The organism is Halothermothrix orenii H 168 (genome assembly GCF_000020485.1).
In the GTDB taxonomy this organism is placed as follows: Bacteria; Bacillota; Halanaerobiia; order Halanaerobiales; family Halothermotrichaceae; genus Halothermothrix; species Halothermothrix orenii.
Genome location: NC_011899.1, coordinates 1,143,328 through 1,159,530, shown reverse-complemented (window position 1 = coordinate 1,159,530; position 16,203 = coordinate 1,143,328). Strand labels below are relative to the sequence as shown.

17 protein-coding genes are annotated in these 16,203 nt (G+C 33.8%); 1 reads left to right on the top strand and 16 read right to left on the bottom strand.

Translation table 11 applies throughout. From position 1 onward, the window contains the following. Nucleotides 1-13: 13 nt before the first annotated feature. The 11 genes from HORE_RS12680 to HORE_RS05560 form a co-directional block, all read right to left on the bottom strand. Nucleotides 14-319: a VWA domain-containing protein gene (locus tag HORE_RS12680; protein ID WP_083762964.1), complete on the bottom strand. Its 306-nt coding sequence runs from the start codon at nucleotides 317-319 to the stop codon at nucleotides 14-16. Further along, on the bottom strand, nucleotides 216-689 hold the full coding sequence (locus HORE_RS05605; RefSeq protein ID WP_012636009.1) for a vWA domain-containing protein: 474 nt from the start codon (nucleotides 687-689) through the stop codon (nucleotides 216-218). The genes HORE_RS12680 and HORE_RS05605 overlap by 104 nt, the downstream gene beginning before the upstream one ends. A 313-nt stretch (nucleotides 690-1,002) precedes the next feature. After that, nucleotides 1,003-1,725, bottom strand: coding sequence for a JAB domain-containing protein (locus HORE_RS05600; protein WP_012636008.1), 723 nt, complete (start codon nucleotides 1,723-1,725; stop codon nucleotides 1,003-1,005). A 132-nt stretch (nucleotides 1,726-1,857) separates the two neighbouring features. Then, on the bottom strand, nucleotides 1,858-3,153 hold the full coding sequence (locus HORE_RS05595) for an amidohydrolase (RefSeq protein WP_012636007.1): 1,296 nt from the start codon (nucleotides 3,151-3,153) through the stop codon (nucleotides 1,858-1,860). 67 nt (nucleotides 3,154-3,220) lie between these two features. Then, nucleotides 3,221-5,314 (bottom strand): hypothetical protein, encoded by a 2,094-nt coding sequence (locus HORE_RS05590; RefSeq protein ID WP_012636006.1) that lies wholly within the window; start codon nucleotides 5,312-5,314, stop codon nucleotides 3,221-3,223. 234 nt (nucleotides 5,315-5,548) lie between these two features. Beyond that, nucleotides 5,549-6,061, bottom strand: coding sequence for a CDP-alcohol phosphatidyltransferase family protein (locus HORE_RS05585; RefSeq protein ID WP_012636005.1), 513 nt, complete (start codon nucleotides 6,059-6,061; stop codon nucleotides 5,549-5,551). Nucleotides 6,062-6,086: 25 nt separating this feature from the next. Then, a complete protein-coding gene (locus HORE_RS05580) occupies nucleotides 6,087-6,389 on the bottom strand; it encodes a hypothetical protein (protein ID WP_012636004.1) in 303 nt (100 codons plus the stop codon). 53 nt (nucleotides 6,390-6,442) lie between these two features. Further along, a complete protein-coding gene (hslO, locus tag HORE_RS05575; protein ID WP_012636003.1) occupies nucleotides 6,443-7,327 on the bottom strand; it encodes an Hsp33 family molecular chaperone HslO in 885 nt (294 codons plus the stop codon). Nucleotides 7,328-7,409: 82 nt separating this feature from the next. Continuing rightward, nucleotides 7,410-7,778: a response regulator gene (locus HORE_RS05570; RefSeq protein ID WP_012636002.1), complete on the bottom strand. Its 369-nt coding sequence runs from the start codon at nucleotides 7,776-7,778 to the stop codon at nucleotides 7,410-7,412. A 156-nt stretch (nucleotides 7,779-7,934) separates the two neighbouring features. After that, nucleotides 7,935-9,368, bottom strand: a complete 1,434-nt coding sequence (locus tag HORE_RS05565) for a TrkH family potassium uptake protein (protein ID WP_012636001.1) — start codon at nucleotides 9,366-9,368, stop codon at nucleotides 7,935-7,937. A gap of 177 nt (nucleotides 9,369-9,545) precedes the next feature. Continuing rightward, nucleotides 9,546-10,205 (bottom strand): hypothetical protein, encoded by a 660-nt coding sequence (locus HORE_RS05560; protein ID WP_012636000.1) that lies wholly within the window; start codon nucleotides 10,203-10,205, stop codon nucleotides 9,546-9,548. A gap of 212 nt (nucleotides 10,206-10,417) precedes the next feature. Between HORE_RS05560 and HORE_RS05555 the strand changes: the two genes are divergently transcribed. Continuing rightward, nucleotides 10,418-10,822: an OsmC family protein gene (locus HORE_RS05555; RefSeq protein ID WP_012635999.1), complete on the top strand. Its 405-nt coding sequence runs from the start codon at nucleotides 10,418-10,420 to the stop codon at nucleotides 10,820-10,822. An 87-nt stretch (nucleotides 10,823-10,909) separates the two neighbouring features. Here the strand turns inward: HORE_RS05555 and HORE_RS05550 are convergent, their stop codons facing one another. The 5 genes from HORE_RS05550 to plsY form a co-directional block, all read right to left on the bottom strand. Then, complete coding sequence (locus HORE_RS05550; RefSeq protein ID WP_012635998.1) at nucleotides 10,910-12,253, bottom strand: TrkA C-terminal domain-containing protein; 1,344 nt, start codon at nucleotides 12,251-12,253, stop codon at nucleotides 10,910-10,912. 161 nt (nucleotides 12,254-12,414) lie between these two features. Further along, nucleotides 12,415-12,714 carry an HU family DNA-binding protein gene (locus HORE_RS05545; protein WP_041605905.1) on the bottom strand — a complete coding sequence of 100 codons (300 nt, stop codon included), beginning with the start codon at nucleotides 12,712-12,714 and terminating at the stop codon, nucleotides 12,415-12,417. 160 nt (nucleotides 12,715-12,874) lie between these two features. Next, nucleotides 12,875-14,353: a stage IV sporulation protein A gene (spoIVA, locus tag HORE_RS05540; protein ID WP_041606437.1), complete on the bottom strand. Its 1,479-nt coding sequence runs from the start codon at nucleotides 14,351-14,353 to the stop codon at nucleotides 12,875-12,877. 200 nt (nucleotides 14,354-14,553) lie between these two features. Continuing rightward, entirely contained in the window at nucleotides 14,554-15,579 is a 1,026-nt protein-coding gene (locus HORE_RS05535; RefSeq protein WP_012635995.1) for an NAD(P)H-dependent glycerol-3-phosphate dehydrogenase, read from the bottom strand. Then, the gene (plsY, locus tag HORE_RS05530) at nucleotides 15,569-16,195 is read right to left on the bottom strand and encodes a glycerol-3-phosphate 1-O-acyltransferase PlsY (protein WP_012635994.1); all 627 of its coding nucleotides are present in this window, start codon (nucleotides 16,193-16,195) and stop codon (nucleotides 15,569-15,571) included. Before plsY ends, HORE_RS05535 begins: the two co-directional genes overlap by 11 nt. Between the last annotated feature and the right edge of the window lie 8 nt (nucleotides 16,196-16,203).

Genomic DNA, 16,203 nt, shown 5'->3' with positions numbered 1-16,203 from the left:
AATAAATATAAATTTATTGCTGAAGGGTTGGAATAACATTTTCATGGTCTTTATATGTAAAATACTTACCACCGGTAATGCTGGCCATTTCTTTAAGTTTTGATTTAAGTTCCTGATCCTGTATATCACCGATATGAATAATATGTAAGACTATATTATTTTCCTTTAGATCCTCAACAACCTCTCTGGTTGGTATTTTTCCGTTATCTATCCCATCACTTACCAGCAGTACATATTTTTTTCCATAAACCCCTGCCAGATCTTCCTTTTGCCTGCAGTAATGAATACCCGATCGGTGATTTCCCCAGGGGTTTAACATTGGCTATAAAGTTTAAGACTTTATCTTTATTCTTTTCATTAAAGGGGACTGCCAGAAATGAGTCTTTTAAATCCCCTATTCTCCTTGCCCCAAATATCCTTAAACCCATATTGATTTCACCCGAGAGTTTATCAGTAAAGGTTTTTAATACTTCCCGTGACCTGATAATTTTTTCAACTCCATATTCCTTCCCCCACATACTACCGGAGGCGTCCCAGATGACTTCAAGGTATATTTCATTATTGTCTGCCTTTTTAATATCCGGTCCTGAAACTTTTTTTGCCCCCTGTTTCCAGATACCTTCATATGAACCCAGAAATAATCCAATTATTAAAAGAATTCCCAGTAACACCCTCAGTTGTTTATTCATAATACTTTATCCTCCTTTTATTAAAATATATATCATTCTCTAATAAAATAGAACAAAAGAATATGTTAGGCCTGCGACTATATCATTTAAAAGGCACACGAAAGCCTCAATAACCTTGTATAATATTTAGATTTTTTTATTACAAGATAGATTTCATATTAATAATAAGATTTTATGGTTTTTTTTTTTAACTACCCAAAAAATTGTGTATGATTTTTGCACATTAAAAAAACCTGCCTCTGAAGAGACAGGTTTTAAGTAATCATATTTTTTAATATTTTTTTAAAAAACCTTTATAAGTCAGATAATTACTCTAAATTAAATTTAACTGATCATAACTGTGGTATCCATCAGCCTCAATGACAATATGATCAAGAAAATCAATTCCCAGAATTTTGCCGGCTTTTACCAGTCGTTTTGTAACCAGAACATCTTTCTGGGATGGTCTGGTAAAATTATCATTCATGTTTTCGGCAATTATAACTGAAGTCTTTTCTTCAAGTAAAAACGAGGTGTGAAAAATAGTTTTCGGATCCAGTTTAATTGGCTTATTAGTGCCTTCACCCAGAAATTCCCATGTAATCAAATAATTATCTTCATCCAGTGTTAAAATCATCAGTCTCTTGTCATTAGTTGTATTCAATTCACAGAAAAGATTATAAACATCTAAAGGCTGAACAATTGGTTTATCCAGTTCAGTACTAATTGTATCAGAAGCCATTTCACATTTTTCAAGAAAGTTATCTACTGTATCTATATCATTTAATACTTTATAAAAATCAATAACCTGATCTATGTCAATTCCAGCCTCATTATTTACCCCGGGAGAATTCTTAAATTTTTGCGAAGTCTTCTTTTGAAATGAAAAGAGGTCAGTATCGAGTATTTGATATCTGGCTTTTTTACACTTGGGACATTTAAAAGCAATAAACTTCTTTCCCTGATACTTACCAATCTGCTGGTCAAAATGACCTAAACCCAGAATATCCTTCTTACTGACCTTGGTACCACATCTCCAGCAGTATACGTTTATCATAATCTCCTCTCCCTTCTATCCTGTTTTCATAATTAATATACTACATTATATTTCTCCCTGCTTAATTTAATACATAATTCTTTCTAAAAGGTGTAATTCCTGCCTGTAATAAGTTGTAATTCATGGGAAACTTTATAGCTTTCTGCGGGCGATTTCTTCAATCTTATAATATACTTCTTCCTCATTTATAGTTAAAACTTCTCTATCCTTCATGATTACCCGCCCATTTACAATTACCGTAGTAACATCATTACCACTACCGGCATAAAACAGATTTGAAAGATTGTTATAGTGGGGGTAATAGAATGTTGATTCATTTAATCCTATTAAAATAATATCGGCCAGATAACCCTCCTTTAACACTCCGAGTTTATCAAAACCAAGTATTTTCGCCCCATTAACAGTCAACATCTTTAAAACAGTATCAACAGGTAAAGCAGTTGAATCAAGGTCATTCACCTTTTGTAAAAAGGAGCCACTCCTTGCTTCTTCAATAAGATCCAGATTGTTATTACTGGAGGTACCGTCTGTTCCAATCCCTACTTTAATACCCTTACTTAACATCCTGGTTACCGGAGCAATACCACTTCCAAGTTTCATATTACTCTGGGGATTATAGGCCACTCCGATCGGTTTCTGAGCCATAAGATCCATATCTTCTTCTGTAATATAAATACAATGAGCAGCCAGAACAGGCCTTTTAAGGGCACCTGTTTTTTCTAAATATTGTAAAGGGGTACAATCATACTTTTCCCTAATCTGCTGAAACTCTTCCTTTGTCTCTGCGATATGGGTATGTATGCCGAGGTTATATTCCTGTGATAAATCAACCACTCTTCTGAAAAAATCAGGTGAGCAGGTGTAAGGGGCATGGGGAGCCAGCATTGTTAAAATACGCCCATCAGCCCGGTTATTCCATTCAAGACAGAATTTTAAAGCCCTGTTTAATCCTTCTTCTCCATCATTGGCCTCAATTAGACCCTGGCTTAAAACAGCACGAAGGCCTCCTTCTTCTACCACCTTTGCAACCTGTCCCATTTCAAAATACATATCGGCAAAAGTAGTAGTACCTGTCTTGATCATTTCCAGTATAGCCAGTTTTGCACCCCAGTAAATATCTTCAGGGATTAGCGTTTTTTCAAAAGGCCATATTTTTTCCTGCAACCACTTATGTAAAGGCATATCATCAGCAAACCCCCGCAACAGGGTCATGGCTGAATGGGTATGGGCATTAACCAGTCCAGGTAAAGCCATCTTCCCTTTTCCACTTATTACATCATCAAAATCATTAGACTGATACACTAAATTATCCATATCATTTATTTCTTTGATTTTATTATCCTGAATTATAATATAACCATTTTTAATAATACTTCTGTTGCTATCAGCTGTATATATAACATCAACATTTTTTATTAATATTTTCACCAGTATTTACCTCCTTTTTATACTCTCTACTAATAAATTCACTATTTAAATATTAAATTCCTTTTTATTAGATTAAATTTATAATTATATTATCTAAATTAAGGTCATTTGAGCTTTCTTTCTGTTTTAAGATTTCAATTACTCTTTCTTCCAATTTATCCTTAACAGTATCTAAATTGCTAGCGGGATAGGAGCCCTTCAGAGATTCACCAAGGTCCTGCCATGAAACCTTAATTGTATAAGTACAGTTCAGAGCTTTATTAATTTCTTTGATAAGGGTTGGATTTATTAATTCTATTTTGTCATATAATTTTTCACATTTATTAAATGTATTTAAAAGTGAATCCGGTTTTTTCTGAATATAATCTTGAATTAATGATTTAAATTTAGGAGTATGTAACTTCTTAATATATTCTTTAACTCCTTTTAAAAGCATTGGTTTAATTTTTTGCAAAGAGGGAATTGTCGAAACCTCCCCCAGGGAAAAACCACAATTACACCGGGGCTGTTTATCTAAGAGCTGATCCAGGTTATCGACCTGACATTTACCTGGAAAAAAAGTATCAATATATTTTTTAATTGGTTTAATATTATAGGCAACCCTGATAACCTTTATACCGGATAATAACCTCAGGGCTTCATATTCTTTTAATGAGCGTAACTTCTCAGTAAAACTAACCAGTTCTCTTTGATATTTCAAGTGTTCTTTCAAATACTGTTTTTTATATCTATCTTTAAACTGACTTAATTCTTCAAGAAATGATTTAAAGTTTTCCTGGTTACTTACCATCACTTTCAAATTTGATATTTTTTTTAAAAGGGTTATAAGGGCCATCCTTAAATCTTCATACCCACGTAATGGTAATGATATTTTTTTTAAATAATAGTATTCTTCAGCCAGAACCCTGTTATTTTTCATACGAACAAAATAAAGAAGCTCTTTTACCTCTTTTAGTTCTTTTTTAAAGCTATTTACATTGCCGTATGTAGAATACAACAGATTTATAAATTTTTTTATTCCATCATAAGAATCATTATCCAACCTGTAAAAATCCTGTTCCATCACATGATTTAGTTTAAATAGAGGTTTATTTATTTCTTTAACCTGTTTTGCTTCTTCTAGAAGGTAACAAAGTTCAGAATTAATTCTGATGGCATGCTCAAGTTCCTCTTTCATATTATTCTGGATATTAACCAGCATTTCCCAGCATTTATCCTGTTTTTTTAAAGTAAGATTCCCCGTAATACTGTATCCAAACTCTTTTAATATAAGCTGGCATTCTTTCCAATCTCTTTCAGCAACGGTTTCTCCTTTTCCTACAAATTCTATATCTTTAGATTTAATTCTGGCCAGGTTTTCTTCCACATTATCTTTGTAGTTATTTAAGACAATAATCTGGCCGTTTTTTTTATAAAGCCTGCAAAAACCCCGGTCATGGGCAGCTAATATCATATAATTAATTGCTTTACGTGGGATGCCATAAGGTTTATCCCTGAAAAAGGGATAAACCTCCCTATCTATTGAATGTAAATTACCTTTTTTCAACTCTTCATAAAAATCATCAAAAATTTTATATTCTTCAAAAACCTCTTTAATTTCACTGTAAATCATATCTTCAAAAGCCATCTTTGACCCCGGTGGATGTCTATAATAGGTTTTATCAAGAACATCTTTCACTACTTCTTCCAAAATACCATGACATGTATTCTTATTAAAATCTTTATATTCATGTTTATAATTTTTAATTACTCCTTTAAGGTATAACTGCTTAAGTAATTTTTTTGTTTTCAACTCGTTTTCAGATTCATCCAAAATAAACACTAATTCTTTTTCACTTACTTCAACCGGGATCCAGGTTATTATTCTCTGGTCTTTGCAGGATATTTTAACATTATTATAATCAATTTTAGCACCGGGAAGTAATACAGTGACAATAAAATCAATTTCAGATTCAGCAGGGTCTATTTCAGGGGTTTTTTCAATATCTTCCCTAAAAAAAATTAAACCCTTTCTTTTTGTTGACTTCCAGTTTAATTCAATAAATCCTTTTCCATTAATATAATGATTAATATTAAATAGTTTTAAACACACCTTAAGCAATCGGTTTTCATAAGTACCTGCTTCACTTTGCTTTTTATAAGCATTGAAAGTTGATGCCATTATATCCCCCCTATTCAGGTACGTATCCCTGTTTACATAATATATTTCTATAATTTATATTTTTTTCCTTTAAAGATAATGTCTACCTTTGTCGGGGGTAATAATTTTTTTATGAGTATAAAAAACAAAAAAAGACGGTTTTTTCCAAAACCGTCTTTAATGCATAATTTATATTCCACAATTATCCATAATTCTCTATATAAATTAATATCCAGATTTAAACATTTTTAATTTTTAGGCCCTGACCTTTTTAACCGCCGTTATGGTGTATCCTATTGCTGATATTACATTTAAGGGAATAACTATGTATATAAGAATAATATCAATATATTTTATATCAAAAAGCTTACCGGCCAGGGTGACATATAATAAAAAAACTGATATTTTCCCGAGGATACTGGGATTAATCATATCTATTCCTAAAACATATGCTATCCCTGAACCCAATAATACCAGTATCTCTCTGGTTAAAATAACAATAGCAGCCAGTTCAGGGATAATATCAACCGTAACCAGTAAAAACAAAATACTTATAATAGTAAGTTTGTCTGCCAGAGGGTCCAAAATCCTCCCCAGCTTGCTTGTTACATTGTATCTTCTCGCCAGAAAACCATCAAAAAAATCAGATAATCCTGATATAGAAAATATTACTGCAGCAGTGATATAATCACCACTTATAAAATAATTAATATATACAGGAATTAATACTATTCTGACCAGGGTTAGTAAATTTGGTAGTATATTCACCGGAAACTCCTCCGTTTCAATTCAATTAGCTGTTATATTCTTCTTCAGTTATTAGTGTTCCTCCTTTTATATCCTTGGTTATAATATTGTATGATTTATCAAAACCAAGCTCAACCTTTATTTTATGATAACACTTATCACATATAACAACTTTAGTTAACTTAAATTCTTCTTCCCTTTTCTTATCATAAACCCGATGGATATCATAACTTTTTCTTAAAACTAATTTCATTTTATTACCACATTTATTATCCTTCAGGTATACAGTTACAAGATTATAATCCTTCTTTGGTTTAAAAAGATTATTTATAAAATTAAAAAAACCCATTTTTATTAAACCCCCATTTAGGTTATATATTATTGTTTTATATACTAATAACGTTAAAATTGCGACTTAAATAGCTGACTAACTTCTTCTGGAGAAAAAATATAATTTTCATTACAAAAACGACACTGGGCCTCAATTTTACCCTGTTCTTTTATAATGGCATCAACTTCATCTTTCCCGAGAGATACTATTACTTGTTCCATTTTCTCCCGGGAACAGTTACACTGAAATTTTAAATCCACCCTGGATTTTATGTCCCAGTCCAGCCCATTTAACAGCAAATCAACCATATCTTCGGGTGTCATACCATTATCTATTTTACGGCTAATATCCTTTAGTTTATTTAATCTTGTTTCCAGTATACTGACAACATTATCACCATGATCTGGGAGTAATTGTAGCATAAATCCTCCACTGGCCCTGACCCGGGCTCCTTTATCAACGAGAACACCAAGGGCAACAGCAGAGGGTATTTGTTCTGATCTGGTGAGGTAATAAGTTAAATCATCACCAATCTCTCCAGAAATTAATGGAGTAGATCCCCGGTAGGGTTCCTTCATTTTTAAATCCTTTATTACATATAACATACCCTTACCGATTGCAGAACCGACATTCAACTTACCCTTTTCATTTAGTGGTAAGTGAACAGAGGGATTTTCCACATAACCCCGGACATGGCCACGACTATCAGCTGTCACCATAAGGGTGCCCAGAGGACCATCCCCTTTAATCTGAAGGGTTACATCTTCTCCTTCTTTTAACATAACCCCGAACATAGCTCCACCTGTTAATAACCTTCCCAGGGCAGCACAGGCAGTTGGTGATAGACTATGACGCTGTTGAGCTTCCTTGACCAGGTTACCTGTAGTGGCTGCAAAAAAACGTACCGAATTACCGGCAGCTGTTCCTCTAACTAAATAATCCCTTTCAATAGACATATGTACAACCCCTCATTTTGTAAAAATAATAATTCTCAAAAATTCTTATACTCATTACCTCATTGAATATATTACATCTGTCTTAATCTTTATTAAATATTTTTTTAACAGCTTTCTTAACTCTATCCTCTTTAAAGGGCTTGACTATAAAATCTTTAGCTCCTGCTTCAATTGCTTCAATAACCATTGATTGTTGCCCCATGGCACTGCACATAATAATTTTTGCGTCCGGATCAATTCCTTTAATTTCTTTTAAGGCCGAAATACCATCCATTTCCGGCATAGTAATATCCAGAGTAACCAGATCAGGCTCTAATTCCTGATAAAGTTCTACAGCCTCCTGCCCATTAGAAGCCTCTCCAATTACATCATACCCCTCATTCTCAAGCAAATTCTTTAAGGTTAGTCTCATAAATGCAGCATCGTCAACTATTAATATTTTTTTAGACATAATATAACCTCCTATTTCCTGTTATAATTTCTACTCTATTTTAATATTATTATATCAAAAAATAAGACAAAAACCGACCTATACTGGCTTTTTTGATTATACCAAAATATATAAAAATTTCAAGAGAAAGTTTACATAACTTTCTGATGTTATATTTTACCTCCAGTCCATAAACATAAACACCAGGATTGTATAGATTTCAAGTCTCCCCAACATCATACAGAAGGATAATAATAATTTAGCAGAATCGGGGAATGGTAAATATGAATTTAACGGTCCCACCAGCTCCAGACCAGGTCCTATATTTCCCAGAGTAGCAGCCACTGCTGATATAGCACTGATCAAATCTATACCAAAGTAGGTCAGGACTACGGTAACCATTACAAAAACCATAATATACAGAAAAAAAAACCCGAGAATACTTGTTGAAACCCTTTCAGACACAACCATTTTATTAATTTTTATTTTTTTAATGGCCCGGGGGTGGAGTAAATAGTAAAGTTCCTGTAACCCTTTTTTAAACAATACCTTAATTCGAATTACCTTTATTCCCCCGGCAGTTGACCCGGCACTTCCCCCGATAAACATCAATATCAATAAAATCCAGCGGCTAAAAGGAGGCCAGGTATCATAGTCAACAGTAGCATATCCAGTAGTGCTCGATATGGAAACCACCTGGAATGAAGCATATCGGATTGCATCATTAGGATTATCATAAACATTAAAAATTAAATTAATTGAAACAAGAAAAATAGCAATAAGCAGTATCCAGATATAAAACCTGAATTCTTCATCTTTTATAAACGTCCTTATTTTCCCTCTGAACAAATCATAAATCAAATTAAAGTTGGTACCGGCCACAAACATAAAAAAAGTAACTATCGTATCAACCAACAGGCTGTTATAGGCCTTGACACTTAAAGCCCGGGATGAAAACCCTCCTGTAGAGACAGTTCCAAAAGAATGAATTATTGACTCAAAGAAAGGCACCCCCGATATCCACAGTAAAATAATTTCACATATTGTTATAAAAAAATATAACAGCCACAGCGTTTTGGCTGTATCCTGAATTCGGGGCTGAATTCTGTTGTGAAGCGGACCTGGAACTTCAGCCTTAAATAGATGCATATTACCTGCCAGCTCAGGCAGTATTGCCATTGTCATCACAATAATTCCCATACCACCCAACCAGTGGGTTAAACTCCTCCAGAATAAAACGGTTTTACTGACACTTTCCAGAGACATTATCACCGTTGCTCCTGTTGTGGTAAAACCAGATACAGATTCAAAAAAAGCATCAATTGGGTTTTTAAAAACACCTGAGATTAAAAAGGGCAGGGCCCCGTAAATAGATACCAAAAACCATCCCAGGGTAACTACAACAAAACCATCCTTATACTGTAAACCCTTTCCCTCATATGTGCACTTTTTTAATAATTTCCCACTCAAATAGGTAATTCCAGATGTAATTATAAAGGCAAAGATATCCTTTTCCCTGTAATATAACCCAACAAGAACAGGAAGTATCATGGCCGCAGCCACTATTATCAATAATGTCCCCAGAATATTTAGTATTGCTTTATAATTCATTTAATTCCACCCCATAATTTTCTAAACTATAATTATGTTCAAGATACAATAGATATGAGGGGTGGAATACAACAATAAACTCTATATATAATAAGAGAATTTAAAAATAAAAAAATAAATATTTAATTGAAGCTTGAAAAGCTATCAAAATATAAAAAATTTGGTTATGGCAGTATTTTAAAAATTATAAGAAATAACTAGCCGTTGTTCCTGCCCCGGAACAAAACCAACCTGCAAATTATCCCGGGACTCTGCTTTAACCCTTTTAACCTTTTCATTGGCTTTTTCTACATAACTTTGGTTTAGAAAACTATATGCAGCCATTCCCGCACAAAATATAGCACTATAAGTATTATCAGCATCATCGGAATATGCATTTTCATCAGCCGTCAAATAATATATAGCCATACCGGCATAGGAAACACCCTGAATGATTCTATTTTTTCGAGCATTCTGGGCCAGATAATCTAAAGAGTCCTCAGCAGCGTATTCTCTGTCTTTTATAGGAAACGACATTACTTCTTCAAATTCCCTTTCAGCCGGGCCTTTTAAAATATATCTTATCCCACCTATTACTGCCAGAACACCCCCACTGACCTGAAGAGCGGTCCGGGCATCTGGATCATCCATTGTAAATCCCAGAATAAAAGTACCTGCTCCCAGTGCCCCGAGGGTACCTGCTGCAATTATTCTTGACCTCTCCTCCCGTGTAGCAACCTTTTTTAAAGTTATCTGAGCAATATTTTCACTATCTACATCCGGTAATTGTCCATTAGCCATTACCGGTAAAGAAATTAATAAAACCAGGATTAATGTGATAGCAATTATTCTTTTCAATCATACCACTCCTTATATGTATTTAAAAAAATAAAAGTATGGAATAATTATGTAGACTACAAGTTTACTTCTAGAATAAAACAAAAAATCCTCTATAAATCTTTTTAAAAATAGTTTTTAATAGATATTTTACCTGTATAAATAATGAATTTAGCTATAAATATTTTATAAAAAGGGTAAACTAAGTTTAAATTAAAAAAGGAGGTCAAAAATTGGATACCTTCAGAATAGAAGGACAATGGAACGGAAATAAAAATATGACCTTAAATATTCCACATTTTCCCCATTTTCATTCCGATTTAACTACTGAATTCAATAATTTTAAAAGATATCCTCACCCTTTTGAATATTTCGCTCTTTCCCTCTGTGGGAGTTTAACAATGACTATTAGAAAAAACAGTGAAGAAAAAGGTATAAACATAAGAAATCTCTATTTAATTATTGAAGGTACTGTTAATAATGAACTTGATAAATTAATAAATTTAACCATTAACATACATATGTCCAGCAATACAACTATAAATGAGTTAGCCAGTTTACAAAAATCACTACTGGATAAAGACCCCCTTTTCAACTTTATTAAGTACAGCAATAATATTAATGTCAACTGGGGATAAAAAACAATATGGCTTCTGGCCATAACCATTAACCCCTGAGGGCCATTCATGTATTTTTAAATACTAAACAAATATAAATAGAGTATTTTAATTCCTAAATTCATAAAAAAATCCCATAACTTTATCTTCCCTATCTACATCATAGATTATAACTAACTTATCCCCCTTTTTAATTTTATTATTTTTAGCAGGTATCAAGGTCTGGCCTTTTCTCAATATTACAGCTATAATTACTCCCTGTGGTATTACAAGTTCTCCGAGATTACCCCTTAAACGGGGAGGAAGTGTGTTTATTTGAATCTGTCGTATTCTAATTCTATCTCCAAATATATGGGGGTTTATATCCTCACCTGAAGATAAATAATTGGACACATATTTTGCTATCTGTTCCGGTAAACTTATAACCATCTTCAGGCCCAGGATATTAGCTACTCCTTTATAAACTGGGTTATGTAATACAGTAACTACTTCTGTACAACCAGTTTTCATGGCAATATAACTACCCAGAATATTTGATAAATCACCAAGACTGGAACCAACATAAATACTATCCTTATCAAGTCCTTCTTCCCTTAGCAAATTAAGGTCTACACCATTTCCATGAAGTATTAAAATATCTTCAAGTTTTTCAGCAAGATGATTACACTGATTTAAATCAGGTTCAATAATTATTAACCTCTTATATATGCCCTCCCAGGCCTTTACCAGTGACACGGAAAGTTTATTACCCCCCAGAATAAATATTTTCTTTTTACTATGGCGCTTTTTTATAAAATTTTTTAATAATTTACTGACCATTCCCCTCTTATATAATATAAATAACCTGTCGTCAGGGTATAATGGTAATTCTGGGTCTGGAAAAATATATTTATTTCCTCTTTTAATGGCAACAATAATTCCATTATTAAAATCTATATTTTTTATTTTTAAATATGATAATTTATCACCAGGAGTAACCGTAACCTGGGTAACATCAACTTTACCCGGTATTAGGTTTTTTATATTTATTAATCTGGTATCCTTTAACAGAACACTGATTAGATCGGTTAATATCTGGTTGGGATTAAATATCAAATCAACCCAGTCACCTGCTTCTAATTCCAGATAAGAATTATTGTTAACAAGACTTACAGTCTTATCAGCTCCTTTATTTTTAGCCAGGTAAGAGGCAAATAAATTAAATTCATCACTGGCGGTCAAGGATAAGAATATGTCAGATTTTTTAAAACCAATATTATCCATTATAGAAAATAGTCCTTTATTACTACTGACAATAAACTCAACATCCAGGGCCCTGTTATTCTCCAGTAGCAGAGGGTCTTTAGAAATCAAAACTACATCATTATTTTTACTTAATATCCGGGCTATACTCACTGTTATTTTATTATCACCCATAATAACAATTGTTTTATCCCCCTTATTAAATAACATTAATTTTCACCACTTGGTATCAACTCCTTTGTATAAAATATATGTTTAGATCTTTTTTCAATACTTTAAAAAATAAAAAAAAGAAAGGGATTAAAAACCCTTTCTTTAAAAATAATATTTATGTAAGTCCTTTTAATAGAACTTTTATTTTACATGTTTCTTTATTTTTCTACAGCTTCTTTAAATGATTTACCAGGCCTGAAAACAGGTACTGTCCTGGCCGGAATAGTAATCTCCTCACCGGTCTGGGGATTACGTCCCTTACGGGCACTACGATCTTTAACTTCAAAAGTACCAAATCCAATTATCTGTACACTATCACGATCACCTTCGGCTTTTTTAGACTCATCACTTAAATGTTCGACAATTGAATCAAAAACTGCTTTTACTGCTTTATTGCTGTCCTTTTTTGTTAAACCAGTTTTTGCAGCAACAGCATCAACTAAATCAGTTTTTGTCATGATATTCACCTCCTTAAAGTATATCGATAATGCATTTTCATTTCTTATTATTCGTGGTATAACACCAATTCTCCTGCTTTTTCTGAAAAATTTTTTTATAAAAAAAATGCTCAAGGTTATTTTACCTCAAGCTTTAAAAAAAAATACATGTTTTGTTTGTCTAGAGGATTATACATAACAGGCCTCCACTGCCCTCATTCACTATTTTTTCTATTGTATCCCTGAGTTTTCGCTGTACATTTTCTGGCATACGGTATAGTTTATTTGATATGCCCTCCTGGACAAGATCATGTAGGGAACGACCCAGAAACTCTGTATTCCAGATTGCATTGGGGTTTTCATCAAAGTCAGCCTGTAAGAACTTAATTAATTCTTCAGATTGTTTCTCTGTTCCAACTACCGGTGAAACTTCAGCCTGAATATCAGCCCTTATCATATGTATAGATGGAGCAGATGCCTTTAGTTTAACACCAAACTGATTACCACGTTTTATAAGTTCTGGTTCATCAAAACTCATATCGGTAAGATCCGGTGTTACAATTCCATATCCTTTTTCCTGAACATCAATCATTGCCTGGGCAACCTTGTCATACTGTTTTTTGGCATGGCTTAAATCTTGAATAAGACTGAGTAAATCTTCATCATTACTGACTTCAAACCCGGAAAATTCTTTTATAATCTCATAGAAAAGATTATCCAGTAAACCAACTGATATGGTAGCTAATCCTTCTCCTAAATTGATGTTCTCCAGGAATACCTCCTGGGTATTCTCATTATCTGCCAGCAAATCAACAACTTCATCAATATCCCTTATTTTTTCGACATTGGCTACTGAAGCCCTTATGGTTTCATCATAACTTTGTTTCAACCAGTGATCATCCGGTAGCTTATTTAACCAGCTGGGAAGATTAATATAAAATTCTTTGACTGGAAATTCATATAATACTTTTTTCAATATGTTATCAATGTCATTTTTACTTAAATTAATACAATCGACGGGTACCACTGGAACATCATATTTTTCAGTTAGCTTTTGAGCAAGGTCAACTGTCTCTTCACTGCCGGGGTGGGAAGAATTTAATAATATAATAAATGGTTTTCCAATTCCTTTTAATTCATTGACAACCCTTTCTTCTGCCATTACAAAATTATGTCTTGGAATCTCAGTAAAACTGCCGTCAGTGGTTATAACAAGCCCGATAGTAGAGTGTTCATTAATTACCTTCTGGGTTCCTACTTCTGCAGCTTCCTGGAAGGGAATATCGTGGTCATACCATGGAGTAGAAACCATCCTGGGGCCTTCTTCATCTTCATAACCTACTGCTCCAGGTACTGTATAGCCAACACAGTCTATTAACCTGACCCTGAAGGAAAGATTGTCTTCTAGCTTTATTTCAATGGCTTCTTCAGGAACAAATTTTGGTTCTGTGGTCATAATCATTCGGCCACTGGAACTCTGGGGTAATTCATCATTGGCTCTCTCTTTAATAAATTTATCTTCTATTATAGGAAGAACATTATGTTCCATAAATTTTTTAATAAAAGTTGATTTTCCGGTCCGGACAGGTCCAACCACCCCTATATAGATATCTCCATTAGTTCTTTCGGCGATATCCTTGTAGATATCAAATTTCTCCATTTCTCCTCCCCCCTTTTTATTATCTGTGTTTGTCAAAACTTTCATCCCTCCTAAGGTTTATAGTTAATATATATTTATGCCCCTCGGATATCATTATATATATATGAGTGCAAGTCTAAAATATGCCACCATTAAACATAAAAAAAACAGGGTTGTTTACCCTGTTTTGACAAACCTATGTTAACTTTTTATCTGGACAACTACCAGTTCACATCATCAACAACTTCTTCAATTTCATGTTTTGGCCCCCTTAACATTAATTCATTAACCGCATCAAGGGGATTTTTATCATTGAATAATACCTGATAAATTTGACTGGTTATAGGTAATTCAAAATTAAGTTTTTTACCCTGATACCAATCATAAACCGCCCTGGTAGTCCTGACCCCTTCGACAACCTGATTTACACTTGACAGGGCCTCTTCCGTATTCATACCCTTTCCTACTTTTATACCAAATCTCCTGTTCCTGCTATGATTACTGGTACAGGTAACAACCAGGTCCCCCATACCGGCCAGACCGGCAAAAGTAAGTAATTTTCCTCCAAAATGAACACCGAGACGACTCATCTCATGTAATCCCCTTGTAATCAGGGCAGCCATGGTATTATCACCATACCCAAGGCCATCAGCGATGCCAGCAGCCACTGCAATTATATTTTTAACAGCCCCACCCATTTCTACTCCGACTACATCAGGATTTGTATATACCCTGAAGGTTGATGACATCATGATATCCTGAATGGATTCTGCAACTTCTTTGTCCCGGGAGGCTACCACTACAGCGGTTGGCAGACCATCTATAACCTCTTCAGCATGGGTCGGACCCGATAAAACGGCGATTTTATTGTTACAGTATTCTTTGATTATCTGGGAATTACGTAAAAAATTGACCTCTTCAATTCCTTTTGCTGTAGAAACAAGGATCTGTTCTTCATTTAAAAGATGATTTATTTTTTTCATAACAGCCCTGGTAGCATGGGTAGGTACTGCCAGAAATACAATATTTGAGAAAGAAACTACCTCTTTAATATCTGTGGTGGCCTCAATCCCTTCAGGGAGTTGATGATCAGGAAAATATTTATTATTTACCCTTTTTTTATTTATTGAATCCTTCTGATTATTATCTCTGACATACATTAATACTTTTTTACCATTGATGGCCAACAAATAGGCAATAGCAGTCCCCCAGCTACCTCCACCGATAATACTTATCCTATCTGACATCACTATCACTCCCTTCAATCTTGGGAGGCCATTTCATTCTGTTTTCGATTCCTGAAAGAAGCCGTTTAATATTACCTTTATGTCTATATAAAATCAATATACCCAGAAAAGCAGTAAGAATAACATTCAATATATTTCCATTTACATAATATGTAACAAAAGGTAAAGCAATCCCCCCTAATATTGAAGCAAGGGAAACATATCTGGTAGAGAGAACTATCACAATCCAGATTAGTACATATATTAAAAAAATTACAGGTATTAAATTTAATAATACTCCACAGGTTGTTGCTACTCCCTTACCCCCGGTAAATTTTAAGAATACAGACCAGTTATGACCGATAATGGCTGCCACCCCGGCCAGAATAATAAAATAATAGGGGGTTTCCACCGGAAGGATAAACCGTGCCAGTAATACAGCAATATATCCTTTAAAAATATCCAGGCCAGCAACCATTAAACCATACGGTAACCCCATAACCCTGGTGGCATTGGTCGCACCTACATTCCCACTGCCAAATTTCCTGACATCTTTACCAGAGATTAACCTGGTTACAATATAGGCAAAAGGAATTGAACCTATTATATAACCTATTGCTATCGTTATAATACCCATAATACCCT

Bases quoted from the DNA above. Each gene is read 5' to 3' on its own strand.
- HORE_RS12680 (WP_083762964.1), bottom strand. From the start codon at position 319: ATGTTAAACCCCTGGGGAAATCACCGATCGGGTATTCATTACTGCAGG.
- HORE_RS05605 (WP_012636009.1), bottom strand. From the start codon at position 689: ATGAATAAACAACTGAGGGTGTTACTGGGAATTCTTTTAATAATTGGA.
- HORE_RS05600 (WP_012636008.1), bottom strand. From the start codon at position 1,725: ATGATAAACGTATACTGCTGGAGATGTGGTACCAAGGTCAGTAAGAAG.
- HORE_RS05590 (WP_012636006.1), bottom strand. From the start codon at position 5,314: ATGGCATCAACTTTCAATGCTTATAAAAAGCAAAGTGAAGCAGGTACT.
- HORE_RS05580 (WP_012636004.1), bottom strand. From the start codon at position 6,389: ATGGGTTTTTTTAATTTTATAAATAATCTTTTTAAACCAAAGAAGGAT.
- hslO (WP_012636003.1), bottom strand. From the start codon at position 7,327: ATGTCTATTGAAAGGGATTATTTAGTTAGAGGAACAGCTGCCGGTAAT.
- HORE_RS05570 (WP_012636002.1), bottom strand. From the start codon at position 7,778: ATGTCTAAAAAAATATTAATAGTTGACGATGCTGCATTTATGAGACTA.
- HORE_RS05565 (WP_012636001.1), bottom strand. From the start codon at position 9,368: ATGAATTATAAAGCAATACTAAATATTCTGGGGACATTATTGATAATA.
- HORE_RS05550 (WP_012635998.1), bottom strand. From the start codon at position 12,253: ATGTTATTTAATAAGGGGGATAAAACAATTGTTATTATGGGTGATAAT.
- HORE_RS05545 (WP_041605905.1), bottom strand. From the start codon at position 12,714: ATGACAAAAACTGATTTAGTTGATGCTGTTGCTGCAAAAACTGGTTTA.
- spoIVA (WP_041606437.1), bottom strand. From the start codon at position 14,353: ATGGAGAAATTTGATATCTACAAGGATATCGCCGAAAGAACTAATGGA.
- HORE_RS05535 (WP_012635995.1), bottom strand. From the start codon at position 15,579: ATGTCAGATAGGATAAGTATTATCGGTGGAGGTAGCTGGGGGACTGCT.
- plsY (WP_012635994.1), bottom strand. From the start codon at position 16,195: ATGGGTATTATAACGATAGCAATAGGTTATATAATAGGTTCAATTCCT.